The 16888-nt window shown below is 49.5% G+C and carries 14 protein-coding genes and 1 pseudogene; 9 read left to right on the top strand and 6 right to left on the bottom strand.

Going from position 1 to position 16888, the window contains the following annotated elements:
- The first annotated feature begins 292 nt into the window (after positions 1 to 292).
- The 4 genes from ABA45_RS02305 to ABA45_RS18225 are packed head-to-tail and all read left to right on the top strand — an operon-like array spanning position 293 to position 6157.
- Positions 293 to 1141 (top strand): hypothetical protein, encoded by an 849-nt coding sequence (locus tag ABA45_RS02305; protein WP_048384151.1) that lies wholly within the window; start codon positions 293 to 295, stop codon positions 1139 to 1141.
- Positions 1138 to 4134, top strand: a complete 2997-nt coding sequence (locus tag ABA45_RS02310; RefSeq protein ID WP_048384152.1) for a hypothetical protein — start codon at positions 1138 to 1140, stop codon at positions 4132 to 4134. The genes ABA45_RS02305 and ABA45_RS02310 overlap by 4 nt, the downstream gene beginning before the upstream one ends.
- A complete protein-coding gene (locus ABA45_RS02315; protein WP_048384154.1) occupies positions 4131 to 5549 on the top strand; it encodes a hypothetical protein in 1419 nt (472 codons plus the stop codon). The genes ABA45_RS02310 and ABA45_RS02315 overlap by 4 nt, the downstream gene beginning before the upstream one ends.
- Positions 5546 to 6157, top strand: a complete 612-nt coding sequence (locus ABA45_RS18225) for a condensin complex protein MksE (RefSeq protein ID WP_053076110.1) — start codon at positions 5546 to 5548, stop codon at positions 6155 to 6157. The genes ABA45_RS02315 and ABA45_RS18225 overlap by 4 nt, the downstream gene beginning before the upstream one ends.
- A gap of 900 nt (positions 6158 to 7057) precedes the next feature.
- Here the strand turns inward: ABA45_RS18225 and ABA45_RS19200 are convergent.
- The 4 genes and pseudogenes from ABA45_RS19200 to ABA45_RS18845 all read right to left on the bottom strand — a co-directional run bounded on the left by ABA45_RS19200 (position 7058) and on the right by ABA45_RS18845 (position 10260).
- Entirely contained in the window at positions 7058 to 7468 is a 411-nt protein-coding gene (locus ABA45_RS19200; protein WP_227506107.1) for a hypothetical protein, read from the bottom strand.
- A gap of 12 nt (positions 7469 to 7480) precedes the next feature.
- On the bottom strand, positions 7481 to 9232 hold the full coding sequence (locus tag ABA45_RS02325; protein ID WP_227506108.1) for an ATP-binding protein: 1752 nt from the start codon (positions 9230 to 9232) through the stop codon (positions 7481 to 7483).
- 152 nt (positions 9233 to 9384) lie between these two features.
- A pseudogene (locus ABA45_RS19205) lies at positions 9385 to 9711 on the bottom strand (transposase); the annotation flags it as partial.
- A gap of 45 nt (positions 9712 to 9756) precedes the next feature.
- On the bottom strand, positions 9757 to 10260 hold the full coding sequence (locus ABA45_RS18845) for an HNH endonuclease (protein ID WP_157035520.1): 504 nt from the start codon (positions 10258 to 10260) through the stop codon (positions 9757 to 9759).
- Positions 10261 to 11071: 811 nt separating this feature from the next.
- Here ABA45_RS18845 and umuD point away from each other — a divergent pair.
- Both umuD and umuC read left to right on the top strand, forming a co-directional pair.
- The gene (gene umuD / locus ABA45_RS02330; RefSeq protein ID WP_048384156.1) at positions 11072 to 11515 is read left to right on the top strand and encodes a translesion error-prone DNA polymerase V autoproteolytic subunit; all 444 of its coding nucleotides are present in this window, start codon (positions 11072 to 11074) and stop codon (positions 11513 to 11515) included.
- Between the two features lie 31 nt (positions 11516 to 11546).
- Entirely contained in the window at positions 11547 to 12815 is a 1269-nt protein-coding gene (umuC, locus tag ABA45_RS02335) for a translesion error-prone DNA polymerase V subunit UmuC (protein ID WP_048384158.1), read from the top strand.
- Between the two features lie 212 nt (positions 12816 to 13027).
- Here umuC and ABA45_RS02340 read toward each other — a convergent pair whose 3' ends face one another.
- Positions 13028 to 13321, bottom strand: coding sequence for a helix-turn-helix domain-containing protein (locus ABA45_RS02340; protein ID WP_048388606.1), 294 nt, complete (start codon positions 13319 to 13321; stop codon positions 13028 to 13030).
- A gap of 330 nt (positions 13322 to 13651) precedes the next feature.
- Here ABA45_RS02340 and ABA45_RS02345 point away from each other — a divergent pair, with 330 nt between their 5' ends.
- Entirely contained in the window at positions 13652 to 13966 is a 315-nt protein-coding gene (locus tag ABA45_RS02345) for a type II toxin-antitoxin system TacA family antitoxin (protein ID WP_048384160.1), read from the top strand.
- Positions 13935 to 14435 carry a GNAT family N-acetyltransferase gene (locus ABA45_RS02350; protein WP_048384162.1) on the top strand — a complete coding sequence of 167 codons (501 nt, stop codon included), beginning with the start codon at positions 13935 to 13937 and terminating at the stop codon, positions 14433 to 14435. Before ABA45_RS02345 ends, ABA45_RS02350 begins: the two co-directional genes overlap by 32 nt.
- Before the next feature lie 255 nt (positions 14436 to 14690).
- Here ABA45_RS02350 and ABA45_RS02355 read toward each other — a convergent pair whose 3' ends face one another.
- Positions 14691 to 15557 carry a WYL domain-containing protein gene (locus tag ABA45_RS02355; RefSeq protein ID WP_048384164.1) on the bottom strand — a complete coding sequence of 289 codons (867 nt, stop codon included), beginning with the start codon at positions 15555 to 15557 and terminating at the stop codon, positions 14691 to 14693.
- 767 nt (positions 15558 to 16324) lie between these two features.
- Here ABA45_RS02355 and ABA45_RS02360 point away from each other — a divergent pair.
- The gene (locus tag ABA45_RS02360) at positions 16325 to 16672 is read left to right on the top strand and encodes a hypothetical protein (protein ID WP_048384167.1); all 348 of its coding nucleotides are present in this window, start codon (positions 16325 to 16327) and stop codon (positions 16670 to 16672) included.
- The last annotated feature ends 216 nt before the right edge of the window (positions 16673 to 16888 follow it).

Here is a 16888-nt window from a genome sequence, read left to right on the forward strand (position 1 = left end):
CACCTTTTGTGCAAAAAACGCACAAAAGCCACCAACATCACTACGCCGTTGTGCTTCGCGTTAGATTTTTAGGAGAAGACTTTGCTGTGGTCTAGGTATCAATGGAAGGCACTTGAAATACTGGCAACCAAATTTGAGCTTGAGCCCCAATTTGAGTTTAGGTGTGGCGCGTTAATAAAGTCGGTAACAACATAATAAAGTTGGTAACTCTCATGATGGCTAAGGTGCCTAATTAGAATATCCCCATGAATTAAGGTCTGGCATATCATCAAACTTTGCAGGAGTAAAAATCGTGTCACGACGCATTTCGCGGAGCCAGCTGTTGGGCTACCTCGATAAACTATCGCGAGAAGAACCCCTGTCTGAGCCTAAACTATATCAGGCAGCAGACCAGTTCGGCCTGTCCATCGATCAGTTACTTGCCAACGCCACTCGATCGCATATCCGGCACGACCTGGTGACATATTCGGGGGTGGATCAAGACACCCTGGCACAGTGGCAACGTATGGCTGAGGAGCGCCATGCAGTCGCCCGAATTGACCAGTCCATCATGGGTAACAGCCATGGCGCTCGCGTCAGTGGCGCTATGGTCAGTGTGCGTAGCGGTCGCCAACCGCACCCTCAGGTAGTCATGGTGAATGACCAAGGCGAGGTCAGCGCTCCACCGGGGAGCACTCCAGCCGCTCGGCTAATTATCGTCGAGAACCTTGAGAACTTCCTGAGCCTTGACGGCACGCTGTCACTTCTCCCTGCCTGTGGGCTAAGCCCGGCCTGGCAGGAAGCTGATATCCTCTACGGCAGTGGTAACAGCATCACGAACATCCTGCTTACCCCTTTTTTCCAGCAGTACCAGGAAATCGGCTGCCTGTTCGATCCCGACCCTGGTGGAATCCGCATGTGTGACACGCTTCACCAGCGGGGAGACCTCCCGCCCCTCTACTTTCTGGTACCAGCGGATCTTCGGGAGCGCCTGAGTGCGTCCACGCGAGAAATCAATATGAAGCAACGCCAGCAGTTAGCCATTCACATACGCCGTTCACCGCCCTGCGCTCATGTAGGTGGACTGATCCGCACTACGGGTAAGCACCTCGAACAGGAAACCTACCTTCTACCCGTGTCAACTACGGAGGCCACCCGATGAATCTGGGCTTTGATACCTTTGATACCTTCCGCTTAAAGCAACTGGTCTTCGTCAACAGCGCGGCTTATGCATACACCCAGATCCGCATCGACCAGCACACCGCGCTTTTCGGCGAGAACAACCTGGGCAAGACCTCCATGCTCAACGCCCTGAAGCTGTTTCTCCTGCCGGAGGTTAACTTCCGAAACTGCGGCAGCAAGTTCAACTTTCGGGGTACCAACGGCAATCTCTATGACGGGATGGCGAGCTTTCGCTACTATTTCCCGGAAGACCGCACCTTCATCATACTTGAAGCCGAGAACCCCCACGGCGACTTCTGTATTGTCCTGCATCGTGGTGGGGCCACCGATAAGATGGAATATGCACGCCTAGTGGTGCCTTGCCCTTATGCAAGGCTCGAACCGCTGTTCTGGAATATCGATGCTGACGGTAACGGTGGGGTCGGCGCTCCGGTCGAGAGCATGACCCTTCAGGGGGTGAAGACTGTACTGCGTGAGATGGGCGGTGAACCGCTGAGTGACTGGAAGACCATTTTGGAGCGCCTGTTCACCAATCAGCCCTACGACAAGAAGGCCGGACGTTACAGCCTGCTCCCCCTACGCAACGGCGCCGGCAAGCGGGAGATGGATGCTTGGCGCAAGCTGGTGCACCTCGCCTTCGATATCTCCGCGTCGGACGAGCGCACCCTGCCGGATACCTTGGCCACCATCATTGAGGGCCAGAAGAGCCGTAAAGAAGAAGAGTTGCAGCTCGACCTCAATGCTATCGTAGAAGAGGCGTACCAGCTTCGTGAGGAAGGCGACCGCATCACTCGCATCCGCAACGCCTCCGATAGCTGGGAGAAGTTTGACGAGAGATTCCAGGATGAGACGCAACTGCGCGGCCATGCGGCCAAGGCCTATGCGGATCTTAATAAGAGCGTTGAGGTCGAGGAGAGACGCCTGCAGGAGGCGCTGGAGAAAGCCTCCGGTGCCCTCAACGAGGCCGAAAACCGCGCAGAGACCCTTGGTGGCATCAAGCGAGATACCAATAATTCGGTCACCAATACCGCTGCCGATGTGAAGGCCACCGGCAAGCAGGTAGAGCGCCTACGCAAGGACATCAATGCGGCATACACCACCCTGAACGAGTTTCCTGACGGCACGCCTCGTCAGGAAATCATCAAAAGCCTCGATGAGCATATTGACCAGCAGTCGCAAGCCATAAATGGCTACGACGACAAGGCGGTAGCTCAGCAGGAATACGCCAAGACCTGTGGTCGACTGGAGAGGAACGAACGCCAAGCCAAGCGACTGGAAGAACAGCTCACTAATCGCACCCCAGCCCTGCTGGACGACCTCACCGTTAGTGATGCCAGCATCCTAAACTCCTTGAACCGCTCACTGGGCACCACCCATGGAGTGCTCACCCAAGAGCAGAAACAAGTATTCACCCAGTTCAGCCAACAGTTCCTGTCAGAAGATGGCCACCTGTTGTTAGGCGATGCCCAGGAGGGTATCGCTCTGAGTGATATTCCTTACCATGAGTACGACGCTGAGAAGACTCGCCAGTACCAGCAGAGCCACCTGGACGAATTGAAGGCAACTGTTGCCCATGACAAGAAGCAGCGCGACAAACTCCTGGAAGAGGCGACCATAGGCCGCGAGGAAATAGCTCGGCGCCGCAAGCAGGCTGAGAGCGAACGCAGCAAAGCTAAGGATGACAAAAACGCGCTCAACGCCCTCGATGCCAATCTCCAGACGGTGAAGAGCGTGGAAAGCGAGCTGCGCGAGAATGAAGAAAAACTGGAAGAGCAAAAGCGCCAGCACGACATGGCTGATGCCCAGTGGAGGGAAGCCGATGAGAACCGCAGTAAAGCGCGGCAGGGCCATAAAACCCTTCAAGGCCAGGCACAGCAGGTACGATTGATCCGGCAGCGCCTCGACCGCATCGGCAGGGATGCCAACAACGTCCTCGAAGGGCGCCACAAGGTGATCGAACCGACCCCTTGCGAGGTCAGCGAGGCCAATATCGAGACCCTTGAGAAGAGTGTCGATGAGCTGAGTGCCCAGCGCAACAAGGTTCACGAACAGCTCCGTAAGCTGCTCACCATGAACATCCTGCCCAACGCCGACAGCCAGGCCCACCTCAGCTCTTTCACCAGTGATCAGGTGGCCGAGTTCCACGAGCAGCTCAAGGCGATGTTCAACAACCTCGACACCCAAGAGGCGAACTACCGCCATCAGGTCGATCGCCACAACAAGACCACACACTCCCAGGTCGAGATCCTGCGCAGCGCCAAACAACTGGTGGCCGCCTTCATCAGCGGGATCAACGCTGAAATGGGACAGTTCTCGATCTCTGATCTGGAGGAGGTGCGGGTGGACTACAAGCTTCACCCACGCTTCGAACAGCTCCTGGCCGACCTTGAGAAGGCCGACCTCCTAAGCGACGAACTGCAGGACAACAGGGTCTACGAACAGCTAAAGGCCTTCCAGGCCGACTTCTTTAACGCGGACGCTCGGCGCACAGGTATCCTGCTCAGCCTCGACAAGATCCTGGCCGGCGTGCATTACAAGTACCGCAAACGCGGCGAGGAAGGCTGGACGACGAATGCCCAGTCTAACGGCACGACCATGATGATCACGACCAACTTGCTCTCGGTGCTGATGTCGCGTCTGATGGACGGTGACGCCCAGGTGACCATGCCACTTGTCATGGACGAATTCGGCTCTCTGGCCACCCAAAACATGCGCACCGCTCGCCAGATAGCCGAGGAACACGGCTACTGCCTGTTCGTGGCCAACCCCAACCGAGACTCGAAGATTACTCAGGTGCTCGGCAACTACGTCCACCTCGGCCTGTTCCACGCCACCCAGGCCTATGCAGAGAATCGCACTGTCGTGCACCACGGCCTCTGCGAGTCACTCGCCCGCAAAGGGACGCTCACCAGACGGCTGGCAGACACCCAGATTGAAGGAACGCCCCTTTCGGAAGAGGAGGCTGACCTGTGAACATCAAGTCGCCGTTCGTGCTCAAGCAGATCATCGAGCACCGTCAACTCTTTACCCAGCTGGTGGCCTACATAGAAGAGCACGACGGGGATGTAGAGATCCCCTCCAGGCTCTACCGTTTCATTGTGCGCCAGGCTATCCAGACAGAAGCAACCCAGGGCAATGACCGCGAACGTGATCGCATCCGCTACACCCTCTCGGAAGACAATCTGTTGCGTGAACGGCTGATCATCCGGAAAGATCCTGCTCGCGGGACACTGGTGCTGGCACCCTTCGTCGTCGACATGCTGCGCCACTTTGATATCGGGCGCATGCGAGGGTTGAGCCAGGCGGAGCTTGAGGATCTACGTGACGGCCTCAACCAGAGCCTGGCGGCCTTCCAGGAGCTGCCCATAGACCTGAAGAACGACGACTTTACAGATGAACTGCGCCTGCTCCGGCGTCGGATACAGGACACTCTCGGTAAGATGCAGGAAAGCATCGCGGCACTCGAAGCTCAAGGGGATCACCTGGCGGATCAGGTGGAGCAACAGGATGTAGGCAGCCTCGAAGGTGCGGCGGAAACCCGCAGGGCCTTAGAGAACATAAACCGCATCTACCAGCGATATATCCTGCCAGCGCTCGAATTCCTCGACCCCAAGACACGTTTCAAGAAAGGCGTCCCGGCGATCACTGCCATACGCCGCATCGCCAAGCTAGCGGGAGAAAGCGACCAACCAGCGCTTAATGAAGAAATGCAGCTCTCAGCCAACGCCATCCAGAGCTACGTTAAGGACATCGACTCTTTGCGTCTTTCACTTGAACGCTATGTCCGCCAGGACCGGCAGCAGCGCCAGCAATACGACGCCGTCGAGCGAGCCTTCAATGCTATTCGGCTCGCCACAGAGGAACGCCATGATGATAGCTTCCGCAATCTCTACATTCCCGTTCGTCACGCGGCCATCCAGTCACCAGGCACCTTCGCGGGAATCAAGCGGATGCGCTTTGTCCGCCTGGAATGGCACGACATCGACCACCGGGCCGATATTGAGGAGTTCACAGATCGACGCATTGAGGAACTACGCAGCCAGCTCGATAAAGCCGGCTCTGTTAAGGTAGACCCGGCACGAGCGAGGCGCTCAGAGGCCGAGCTGCAAGAACAGTTACGCCAACACGAGGTCCAGGCGCTACTCGAAAGGTGGACGATTCCGGATGATTGCCAAGACCTTCACGCTTCTCTTCACGATTACTTAGGCAGTCACCTTGAGGGCTACACCCTCAACGACCTTCTCGAAGCCCTGGACTGGGTAATGGCTCTGCCGGACTTCAAGTTCCACGCCCGCTTCCAGCACCTCGAAATTGCCCACGGCGAGTTGGCGTTGTCATACCACCCCCTTATTCCCCGGGAAGCCCCCGCCACGGAGATTACCGTATGAACGACACCCTTATTCAAGAAACGCATCCTGGCCGCCCGGTTGTCAATCGTCGCTTGAGTCAAGAGGCTTTCCGAAAACTGACTGCGGGCCAGGTCATCAACCAGACCCAGTATGTGAATGGGCAGGTAGAGCCCAACCCTCTGTTCGGCGAACTCTTTAAGGAGCGGGATCGCTACTACGTCGAGGCTTACGCCAACATGGGAATGGAACTGGTACAGCGTCCCGGCTTCTTCTACATTCGCTCTCTCTCTGAGGCCCAGAACGATGATGACACCAGGGATCATGAAAGCACTGGCGCCATCCGCCAAGTTCAGGGGGTGCTATTGGTGCTGGGTCGCGGCGTGCTTGAGAAGGGCTTCATGTTCGAAGTCCTGACGCTACCTGATGCCGGCATCTCTCGGGAAATCCTCGAAAACATCGGTAACGATCCGGTCTTTAATCAGATTCTAAAGGCATGCAAGATGGATCAACCGCTCCCAGAGGCGGCAAAGGTGGCTCTGGTGGACCGAGACATCGCCTACTTCAATGTGAAAGGGAATCTGGTGCTTGCCGAAGCCGGGAAGGCATTCTTCGATGACCTCTTCATCGAATATCAGTCTGGTGAATAGACATCGGAGAAAATGCTTTTTTGTGGTTTTATCAGTTACAACTAGAGCAAAGCCCGGTCCATTCCGAACAAGCAGCGTAGCGCTATCATTGACGGCGACCTAGCGGGTTCTTTGGATGCACGGTTTCTCAGTCCCGGCGACTGGTAAACTGGACGGAAAGGACCGCGAATACAGGTTCATGGGAATACGGCACTGAATCGCTTTATCATCTAGTTCGGTGATCGCCTGTACGGTCACCTGTAATGGAGTGGGCAGTTACACAGATTTATTTACAGGCTCAGTTACCGTCTTTATTAGTACCCATTGCGAGCTACATGATACTTGAGCGGCCATTCCCGCCCAAAGTTACCAACTCTATTTTTCAGGTTTTTGCTCGCAAATCCATTTCATGCGGCCTGCAGGGTTGATCTGTTACCAACTTTAATATGCTCCCACAGTAGGCGTTATAACTATGGTAAGACACAATTATCAACTAAAAGGTTAAATCGAAATGCAGAATAATGATCAAATCCTTTTGGGTGAAATCCTGAGACAAAAAACGGATAAATTCCAAGAATACTTTACAAAAAGTGAGGTTTTTACATTTTATTCAGCAGTTCAGGTACTCTGTGTATAACTAGAAAGCTCTGCTTTGCGCTGTTATTGAATACTTCCAACAATCCATCTTCAGCTCTCGAAGCTCTTTAATAGCCATGATGATGAGGAGGTTGCCATTGCCCATGCACCCGTAATATATAGTGTTGGTGACATTCGCTCTAGCCCTCAATTTCTATGCATTACAAGCAGCTTTGAAAATGCCCATAGATTACCTTTTCAAATGGTGATATTTTCTACCGTTTTGTCACAACCAAAACTTTTAACATTTATTGGACATGAGACATTCCATGCGCTAACCAGACATTAAATCATTAGCTGCTTTATTTCATCGTACAAATCATAGAGCCGAAGGGCGGACATGTCCAATATTGGTTCGTACATGAAAGAGTTCAAGTGTATGTTCTCTGGTGTCATTAGATTGACCTGATCAAGCAAACAAATTGACCTAGTTTCACGAGGGAACACCTCAACAAATTTATCAAACAGTTCCCTGGTTTGATTGGATTTTATTGCATCAAGAAAGGCTTGGTCGTTGATTCTTGAAATCATGAACTCCTCAGTCTTTAATCTAATCGCCATTGCAACGATAACTTTGGATTCGAGTTCTGGTGACTCATTGGAAGCATTAGATAAAGCGTCGCTATTTATAAAAAGTCTATCAATTACGCAAATCGCGCTATTTGGTAATGTTAACTCCGCATTATCAGCAAACATGCTTCTATAGATTTACTGTAAGTCCTCGACAGTAATACTTTTGCTATCCTGCTTTAAATGGAGAAGAGACGTCAGCTTTTTTTTATGTGCATCGCGTCCACAATACTCAGCAAGATTGCGAACAAATGGTATGCTAGCCAGCATATACAGTTCATTCTGATGCATTCCACGTTTCCAGGCATTAAATACATCATTCTGATATTTCTCAGTGTTCAGTTGTATATTTGTTGCTGTTTTTGAGGCTAACAATCGTCGATCTCGAGCGCTACCAATAATTCGACTACCTACAATTCGATGAAAGTCGAAGTTATGAGTCAACAAAAGAAGATTAAAATGTGGAACTTTGGCGATATCACGCAAATACTCAACAATTGCATATTTATTTTTGTAATCAAATGAATCAGCAATGTCGTCAATTACAATTAAGGTAGGTATTCTTGCTTTAGTTCTAACCTCTATTTCGAATAGTACGTTCAAAATATAGAGCGCGCGTTTCTCACCCTGACTAAGTACTGAAAGCAAACTTTGGTGACTGACTTGATCACTGGTGTCGCGACCATCATAAAATACGAATCGTATTACTGGCACTGCATTGCTCAGAATAACTTCATCTTGGTTATCAACGCTCAGTTTAAATGGCACACTAAATCGCATATTAAACGTTTCTATAACGCTTCTCCATAAAGTCTCTTGCTGTTTCGCCTGATCAATAATATTTTTTACTATATGCTTATTAGACTGATAGATCGTTACCAGATCTTCCCAGGCTGACTGGTGGGCTTGAAGATAGCTAATCACAATTTTTTGTTTGAATTTATTTACATCTTTATACTCAGGAAATAATGCCTGATTTTCAGAGATGAGGTCACGAAATTCCTGCGTCTCTTTTGTCGTAAGCTTCTTATCTAGTTTGCTGAACTTTTCTTTAAGCTCTGGATTATGGAAAACTTTATTTTGTTCTTCTTGAAGAATCTCATCCAAATGTTTTTTTGAAGTTATTTCTTGTCTCTCGCCTCTAACTGATAGATTAACACTATGCGAAGCAGTAAAAAATCTCGTGTCAGACAAGCTTTTAGAAATAACACTAGCTTTTTGATGATTAAATGTTCTTGAAAGCACTGCTGATTCACTAATAAGCTTATCGTAAGTTTCAACATAATCAGCGAGGTCTTGACCAAAACCATCGGTAGAAGCGAGTTCGAGAACTTTCGGGCTGAATAAGTCGCCGTACTTAAATCCATTAAAACTAGAAAAGTCCTCATTCTCTTTGGCAAACAGTTCACTTAGCAGCTCAAGTAGCTCTTTTTCTGGCCGGTTAAAAGCTTGGCAAACGATCTCTGGAACCGACTTTGCCTGTTTTCCTGAAGATTTTGCTAGGTCTTTAACCAACAAAGCTCTTTTGTCATCGATCTCTTTCAACGCCTCGTCGTACTGTTGCTTGAGGCTATCATTAACCAATAACGTCGAAAGTTGTTTTGAGCTATAGCTTTCATCGTAAGAATCAATGACCATTACTTGGTCTTTTAGAATGGGTTGGCCATTTACTTTAATATCTCTTTTTGTTTTTCGCTGAGGAAAAATAAGATCTTTAGTCTCTCTTTCAGCCTCTATATCTTTGAAAGTTTTAGCCAGCGATGTCTTTAGTGTCCCATTAGGGGCATACAAGGAATGTACGCCATTACTGGCGTCTGATTTTGTAAAATTAAATTCTTTTATTAGCTGGTTTATGCCATAACAATTCAACAAATCAAGTTCAAGTTTCATTGAGACTTCCTTACCTATGATCATAAAAGGTAGCTATCCTATTCATAGATTGTTGTACGTGATTGTTGGCTATAAAACAATGGAAAAGCATGCTTGGTAAGGAGATTTTGTCAGAACTAAGGAATAGCTAGTGTCCCGTCTGGTTAATCCGTTTATTTATTATCAATAACGCTCAACTTAGCTCGCGCTACTGAGGTCATTATAGATTCTGCGCTTTTATGCCATCGGAACGGCTTTGCCAGTTTCTCGTTATGGGTCTTGGTATACCGGAGAATCGCTGTCTTGAGTTTGCCCACTCTGGTAAAGATTCCACTGTACAAAGCCCGACGTTCCAGCCGACCAAGCCAGCCTTCAACGGCGTTCAGCCAGGAGGTACTTGTGGGCGTGAAGTGAAGTTTAAAGCGAGGATTTTTCTCCAGTCAGGCTTTAACTTCCGATGTTTTGTATGTCGAACTGTTGTCCAAAATTAGATGAAGATTTCATGGGGAATCAAAAAAGTGCCACTTTAATAATTTCCATAAAAATCAGACACTAAGCCAAATTTTACATGTAACTGAAGTACTAAAAACGTGGTCGATGTCTCCAGTATTTTGAATCACCTTGCTAGTAAACGGGCTGATCCAACGACCGGTTATTACTCGATAACGCTTTGCGCCGGCAAATCGAACAGGTGTAGTTGATGTGGCGATTAACGCTTCCGCACGACTGTTTTGGCAGTCGCTATCGGTGTCATCCCAGCTATACCCGAAGGCAGATCGGTCGTATTTTTGTACCATTACCAGTGTATGTTGTGGGGAGACCGGTGTGATTTCCCCCGTTACGCCTCTAGGCAGCTTGCCACCGGCATCTAAGCAGTCATCCAGCGATTTAAAGGCACGATAGTTTCTTGTTCGTTCATACCAACTGCTCTGTGGAGGATGGCATAGGAAGCTGGTGGATATTTTCACTACTTTGGCAATCGCCGAATTGCTGAGCAGTCCGAAAATACTCACAACTAAGAAGGATACTATTCTGATACTGCGTTTCATTGGTCTATCTTGTCCGCGGGAGACGGCATCCAAATCCGCCCCTAGAGGTGAATGATATGGGTTCATCAAGCAACTGGGCTGAAAAACGCAGGAGGCGTTACTACAAAAATTAGAATGCTCAAGGTCGCACCGTAAAAGCCAAAGGTGCCAACCACTTATCATCGCAGAGCCAGGCGGTCGGGAATTTTACTGGGCGACCTATGTTGGTCATAACTATTGTCGTCTGCGGCTGTCTTATGGAGCGCTTGGAGCGCCAATGAATTTGAAGTATCAGGCTTACAATTCCGGAGTTACAGCGTGTGTTACGGCTTACGCTGACGTGAGATTTCGCTTACAGAACTGTTGGTACGCGGGGTGTAATCTGTCGAAGAGTCGTTTTGTCAGGATAGTTTCGGTTCACATCCAGCATGGATGCCAGGAAAGCGCGACACCTGCGAAGTGGTGTGACGCGCCAGGGAGAGGCCTGGCTGGGTGGCCTGCGAAAAAATAGCGCGCAACGTGGGGCACTGCCCGTCAGAATTTACGCAGAAGCGCAGGCACTTGACCTTTGTGTCATCTTTTTCTTACTGCCGAGGGTGTACTGATTGCTTTGAGCTGCTACTATTTTCACGGGTTTTGAATATTTGTTCATGCCCCATGCCGACTCGGATGTCTGGCTAGAGCGACACCTGCAAAGTGGTGTGACCCGCCAAGGAGAGGCTTGGCTTCGATCTGCCACAAGATCAGCGCTCCATTCCCCCCCTATTAGATTTGACCCAGCGAAAAAAGCGCTTCAAAATACTGTATAAATAAACAGTATCAGGTACAAGCCATGTCTTGCATTTTGCTTGGTGACTCTCGATCGTTTTTGTGCCTGAAAATCCCGTTATTTCTGGAGCGGGTATCGGCTGGTTTTCCGTCGCCGGCTGAGGACTATGTTGAAAAAACCCTGGATTTAAATGAGCTGTGTGTCCAGCACCCAGCCGCTACTTTTTTTGTGCGAGTGCAGGGTGAGTCAATGATTGATGCCGGCATCTTTCCTGATGATGTACTGGTAGTTGACCGGTCTTTGCACGCGCAGCACGGTGACATCATTATCGCCAGTCTAGAGTCGGAGATGACCGTCAAAGAGCTACACCTCACGCCACCTCCAGTTTGTCTACTGCCACGGAACCCTGCTTATCAATCCATTCTCATCGAAGAGGGTATGGTGCTGGAGGTTTTTGGTGTGGTCACCAACGTCGTTAGATCGCTCAAGCGGGGAAGGGCGCGTTGATTCCCGCTTCTACGATACGTGGGTGAAAGCAATGTTTGCTCTCGTTGACTGCAATAATTTCTACGCCAGTTGTGAAAAGCTGTTTAGACCGGACCTTCGAGATACGCCTGTCATTGTATTGTCGAACAACGACGGCTGTGTGGTGGCCCGCTCGAAAGAAGCTAAAGCTTTGGGCATCAAGATGGGCGTGCCGGTCCACCACATCCAGTCGGAAATCCGTCAGCACGGTATCCAGGTATTTTCTTCCAACTACACCCTTTATGGGGACATGAGCCGGCACGTCATGGTGACCCTGGAAGCGCTGGCGCCACGAGTTGATGTGTACTCGATAGACGAAGCGTTTCTGGATATCACGGGGGTCAACCGAGTTGTGGCTTTGGGTGGTTTTGGACAGCAGGTGAAAAGCACCGTTGTTCGAAATACGGGGCTACCAGTGTGTGTTGGTATCGCGTCTACCCGAACTTTAGCCAAGCTGGCGAACTACGCAGCCAAAAAATACCGTGCAACAGACGGTGTTGTTGATCTGAGCAAGACTGATCGACAGCGCCGATTAATGGCATTGGTGCCTGTCGACGAAGTTTGGGGGGTTGGTCGGAAAATTTCAGTAAAACTTCAGGCTGTAGGCATCACCACGGCGCTGGATTTAGCTGACGCAGATCCCGCAACACTGCGGAAACGATTTTCCGTGGTGTTAGAACGCACGATGTCTGAGCTGAACGGTGTGGCCTGCTTACCCTGGGAGGATGTTCCGCAACCCAAAAAGCAGATCATGTGTTCTCGTTCGTTTGGTACCGTCGTAAAAACGCTGTCCGGATTGTTCGAAGCTGTGGCGAACTTTGCCGTGAGAGCCGCTGAAAAACTCAGGGCTGGAGAACAATGTGCGGGGGCCGTGATGGTGTTTGTTCGAACCAATCCTTTTCGTTCCGAGCTTCCTCAGTATTCCAACAGTGCTTCGGTGAAATTGATCACGCCAACGCAGGACTCTCGGGTCATTGTCCACCAGGTACTGAGCTTGCTGAAACCCATGTTTCGAGACGGTTACGACTATGCCAAGGCAGGCGTTATGTTGGGTGATCTGGTGAGCCAGGTGCACTACCAAGAGGATCTTTTTTCCATCGAACCATCGGGTAAAAATGAACGATCCGATCGGCTTATGTCGGTTATGGACGAGATCAATCGCCACTCTGGGGTGAAGGTGCACAGCGCCCGTCAGGCCGGCCCTGCCGCTCACAAGATGCGTAGAAAGCATCTCTCGCCCGCGTACACAACGGACTGGCGTCATTTACCAACGGTGCGATAAGACAGCGCTGAATTGCAGTAGTAACGCTCATAAAAAGTAGGGCATTTCATAATGCAGAGTATGCGCAGTAGCGTTTTCAGCAAAGGGCAGTCAAGAGCGAACGCGACAATCTAGCCGAACGCCTGGCGGCGCTGGAAGCTACAGAAAAGGGGCTACATCGGCTGTGACCCCTTCGGTTAATGGTTTGCGGAATATCCCCGGGAGGCATGACCTCAGGCCACAGCCGCCTCCTTGTCTTCCAGCGTCAGCTCCACGTGGAAGTGCGCCGGACCGGTCAGGTTGACCAAGGCGTCGAGGCCAAACTTGTTGATGCGGCCCTTCAGCAGGTCGTTCAGGCGGGGTTGGATGATACCCAGGCGCTGCGCCGCCTCTTTCTGAGTGACGCCCCACTCTTTCACGCGCCTGGTGATCTGAATCATCAGCTCGGAGCGCAGGCGCATGTTCAGGGCTTCTTCAGGGGTGTCTTCAATCGCATCCCACACACTTTCGAATTGTTCGTTTGCCATGCCTGTCACCTGGTTAGGTTCCATGTAGTTCTGTTGGGTCTTTCGTTGGTGCCTTGGTTTCTAGTCTGGAATCTCGCTTTGACCGGTCTGCGCAACCTTTGGAGCATTACCAATGCTCGAGAAGGAATTTGGCCACACCTAGGAATCAACCCAGGATAGTGTGTGTCTTTTTGGCACACGCCTTCACAAAAAGTAAAATGTGTGCCACTATGGCAAACAGTGAGCGAAGACTCACAAGCAAAAATAGGATAGGCCAATAATGGCCACCCAAACTAACGAAAGGTCATCCTTGCTATAAGTAAAAAATGGTAGCAGGGGGCTGGAGAATATATGAAAACTATCAATAACTCTGGGAGAAAGGAGTCACGCATCGTCGCTAGAGTCGACGATGCAACTCAACAATTCATCAACGCAGCTGCGGAATTGTGTGGCATGAGCGTCAGTCAATTTTTGATAGACGCAGCCCGCGAGCGAGCACAGGTCGTGACAGAGCAGATGACAAAGATACATGTATCTCTCGATACATCGAATCGAATGTTAGAAGCCTTAGACCGTCCTGTCTCTCTCAGCGCAAGCACAATTGCAAAAGTTAAGAGATACAAGGATGTAATCAATGAAAATCGAAACAATCACGAAACAGCATGACCGCAAAAATTTTGACTGCGGTCATGAGGAACTCAATAATTATTTAAGAAGTACAGCGCGCCAGTCAGATACCAAGCGATCAACAAGGACTTGGGTCTTGGTAGACGACGACGTTCCCACTGCCATTCTAGGGTACATCACCCTCGTTCCCAGCGAACAAGATTTTCCCGAAGGCTCTAAAGCCGCAAGAACATTCGGGAAAAATGTTCCGATTTATCGCCTCGCCAAGCTAGCAGTAGACAAGAACCAGTCCGGTAATGGTTTCGGCCATCTCTTATTAACTCATGCCATACATTTAGCTGTCGCTGCGTCAGAAAGCGTCGGCGGTACGGGGGTGGTGGTTGACTGCAAAAATAGTGATGTTGTCGGTTTTTACATGAGATACACCGAGCATTTCATGCCAATTAGTGATGATGGGTTAACACTCTGGCTGCCAATGACTGTCTGCGCCAAAATTGTTAATTGTTAAAGTGGTTAAAAAAGACAAGCAGTCTGCGCATTCAGCATCGAAAGCAATTGGGGCTTAACGCCCCAGATATCGACTTTAGCGAAACCGCTGTTTTTACTGCTTCGAATTAATCTCTTTATAAGCGAGAAATTTACCGCGCATTTCATCGCTCTTTAAATATGCATGCCCCTAAGTCTAGGGGACGGGCGTTGTACAGAATGGGTATTATGTGCAGTAGCAGTGCCACTAAGGGGAAAGGGGGTCACTGACCTCATGTTAGTTCCCGATTTCGGGGTTGTATCCAGGTGCCAGTTGAGCACTTACTACATCATAGAGAGCCGGCGGATTTCTCAAATAAAGCTGGTACTGTTTGCCGCGTTTTGATTGGTCTAGAGAGCAGTCAACATTCCACAAGCGAAGCCAGTAACCTACGTTAGCTGCACGCACTTCCTGAATGATGAAGCCATCCTGCATACCGTATTCAAATTCGATTGCTTTCGGATTTTGTAAATTTTTAGAGCTTGGATGGGGCGCCAATTCCAATTTAACAATACGGTTCCACTGATGATCAGCATCGACTGACTCAGTGTCACTGATTGGATCAGGTATAACAGTAGCGTTGGAGATTCGTCCTAGCACAAAGTCCCAGAATTTTTGTTGTGAACGGTCAAAGGCACGTACATGCCAGCGGATTCCATTATCTACCAATGAATGGGGGGCGATTTCGATATTTTTGCAAGAACCGGAGGCATGCATATAACGAACTCGTATTGCTTTTTTGTTGGCAATCGCACGAGTTACACAAGCTAGAATATTAACATTGGGCAAGGAGAGTCTGGGGGCGCCAGTTGCGAAACTTATACCCAACAACGCGCTGTATTTTTGACCTCTGAGTCTCGACAATACTGACTGAGCACGATGATTAAAGCATGGCTTGAACGAATCGACTTGGATTTCCCACCGCTTGGTTACGCTATTCAAATGCATGTTGCCAGGACAAGATTCGTTGTATTGACGGAAATCTCTCGTGGCTGCTGCTTCACCTATCTCAAAAGCCTCTATTAGGTCTTGTCGAGAAATGGATCCTCGAAAAAGCAGGACGAATTCTATGTGTTCAAGTCGAGATTCGGCGGCATTAGACATCGGTGGCTCCAGTTTTTATTTCTCTTGAACTGTGCAACATAAATGATCGTTTGACAAGATCATTTTGATCATGCATGATCAGAAAGTACACTGATTTATGGTGTGCTTATGTAAACCACTACGATAGGTGATTAGCAATGGCAACTAATAGACCGTATGGAGATAACCGACGACAAGGAGCAGTTCGAAGTCGTTCACAGTTCCGGATGCCCTCTGGGAATTGGGCAAAAAGAGATGCGGACACAGGACGGATAATGGACGTTAAACAGGATGGAACGCCATTTAAAGGGGTAAGGCGAGAAAAGTAAGCACTGACACCACATCAATGCCCACTTAGATTGATGGACACCCAGTTCGCCACAAACTGCGGTGTTGGCCCTATGTGAGGAGGTTCTTAGCCCCACCCGTACAAGGCTTACATCAGGTAACGCGATGAAGCATAGACGGTAGCGTCAATCTTTTCAAGGAATCCCTCCTCTTCTCTGACATTAGGAGGAGCAAATGGCTAAACCGAAAATTGTACACGTGAGTAGTTACGTTCGTTTTCGATTTGGACGCTGGGAAAGCGTCATAATGCACTGGCGTTCCGCGCCGGCTTAACTGCAATAGAAACCTCAGGGATGAGGTTTCTATTCTCAGTATCAAAGACTCTGTGCAAAGTCCGATCCATCCCACAGAAACCTTATCCTCGATCAAAACAGTATTCGAAAAATCACCCCGTCCAGCCTACTCTGTAAATATTGAAAACTTCAAATCATGGGTGAATCATGAGTTTTAATGAGCAGGAATTGATTGCTATAAAGCACGCCACTTCGGGATTTTTTAAGGGCGGAGCAAGGAGGCAAATTGCCCAATCCTTACAGAAACTTGCTGCATATCTTGAACACATCAAATCTACGCAACAGCAAGACCATCACCAGGAACTGCTCAAATTGTTAAATAGCTTTACAGAAATGCGGCAAGAAGCGCTGCGTCGAGGGGCTAAAGGGTACAGTGACCCAAACTGGGCTTCCGCTGCCGCTTGCGAATCATGGCTTCAAGAATTATTAGGAGGGGATGAGAAAAGCGTTCAAGACGTTGAGATAGTCGTCTTAGACCTGATCGAACGAGGGTAAAAAACCTTTCGGGCATGTCGATGAAAATGGCCTAATTATTATCGAACGAAACAACTTTCCAGAGAGGTGAAATGGGGATCTCGAATTGGTTGGCAAGAAAAGGCAATGTGGGCGGAACGGCAAGGTGGGCAGGAAAGTTATATTTATCGATCTCGCAAGAAAATCCGAGAGCTGGGCCCACAGTTGTTATAAAAGACGTTGTAAAAATTCGGTACT

Source organism: Marinobacter psychrophilus (genome assembly GCF_001043175.1).
GTDB lineage: Bacteria > Pseudomonadota > Gammaproteobacteria > Pseudomonadales > Oleiphilaceae > Marinobacter > Marinobacter psychrophilus.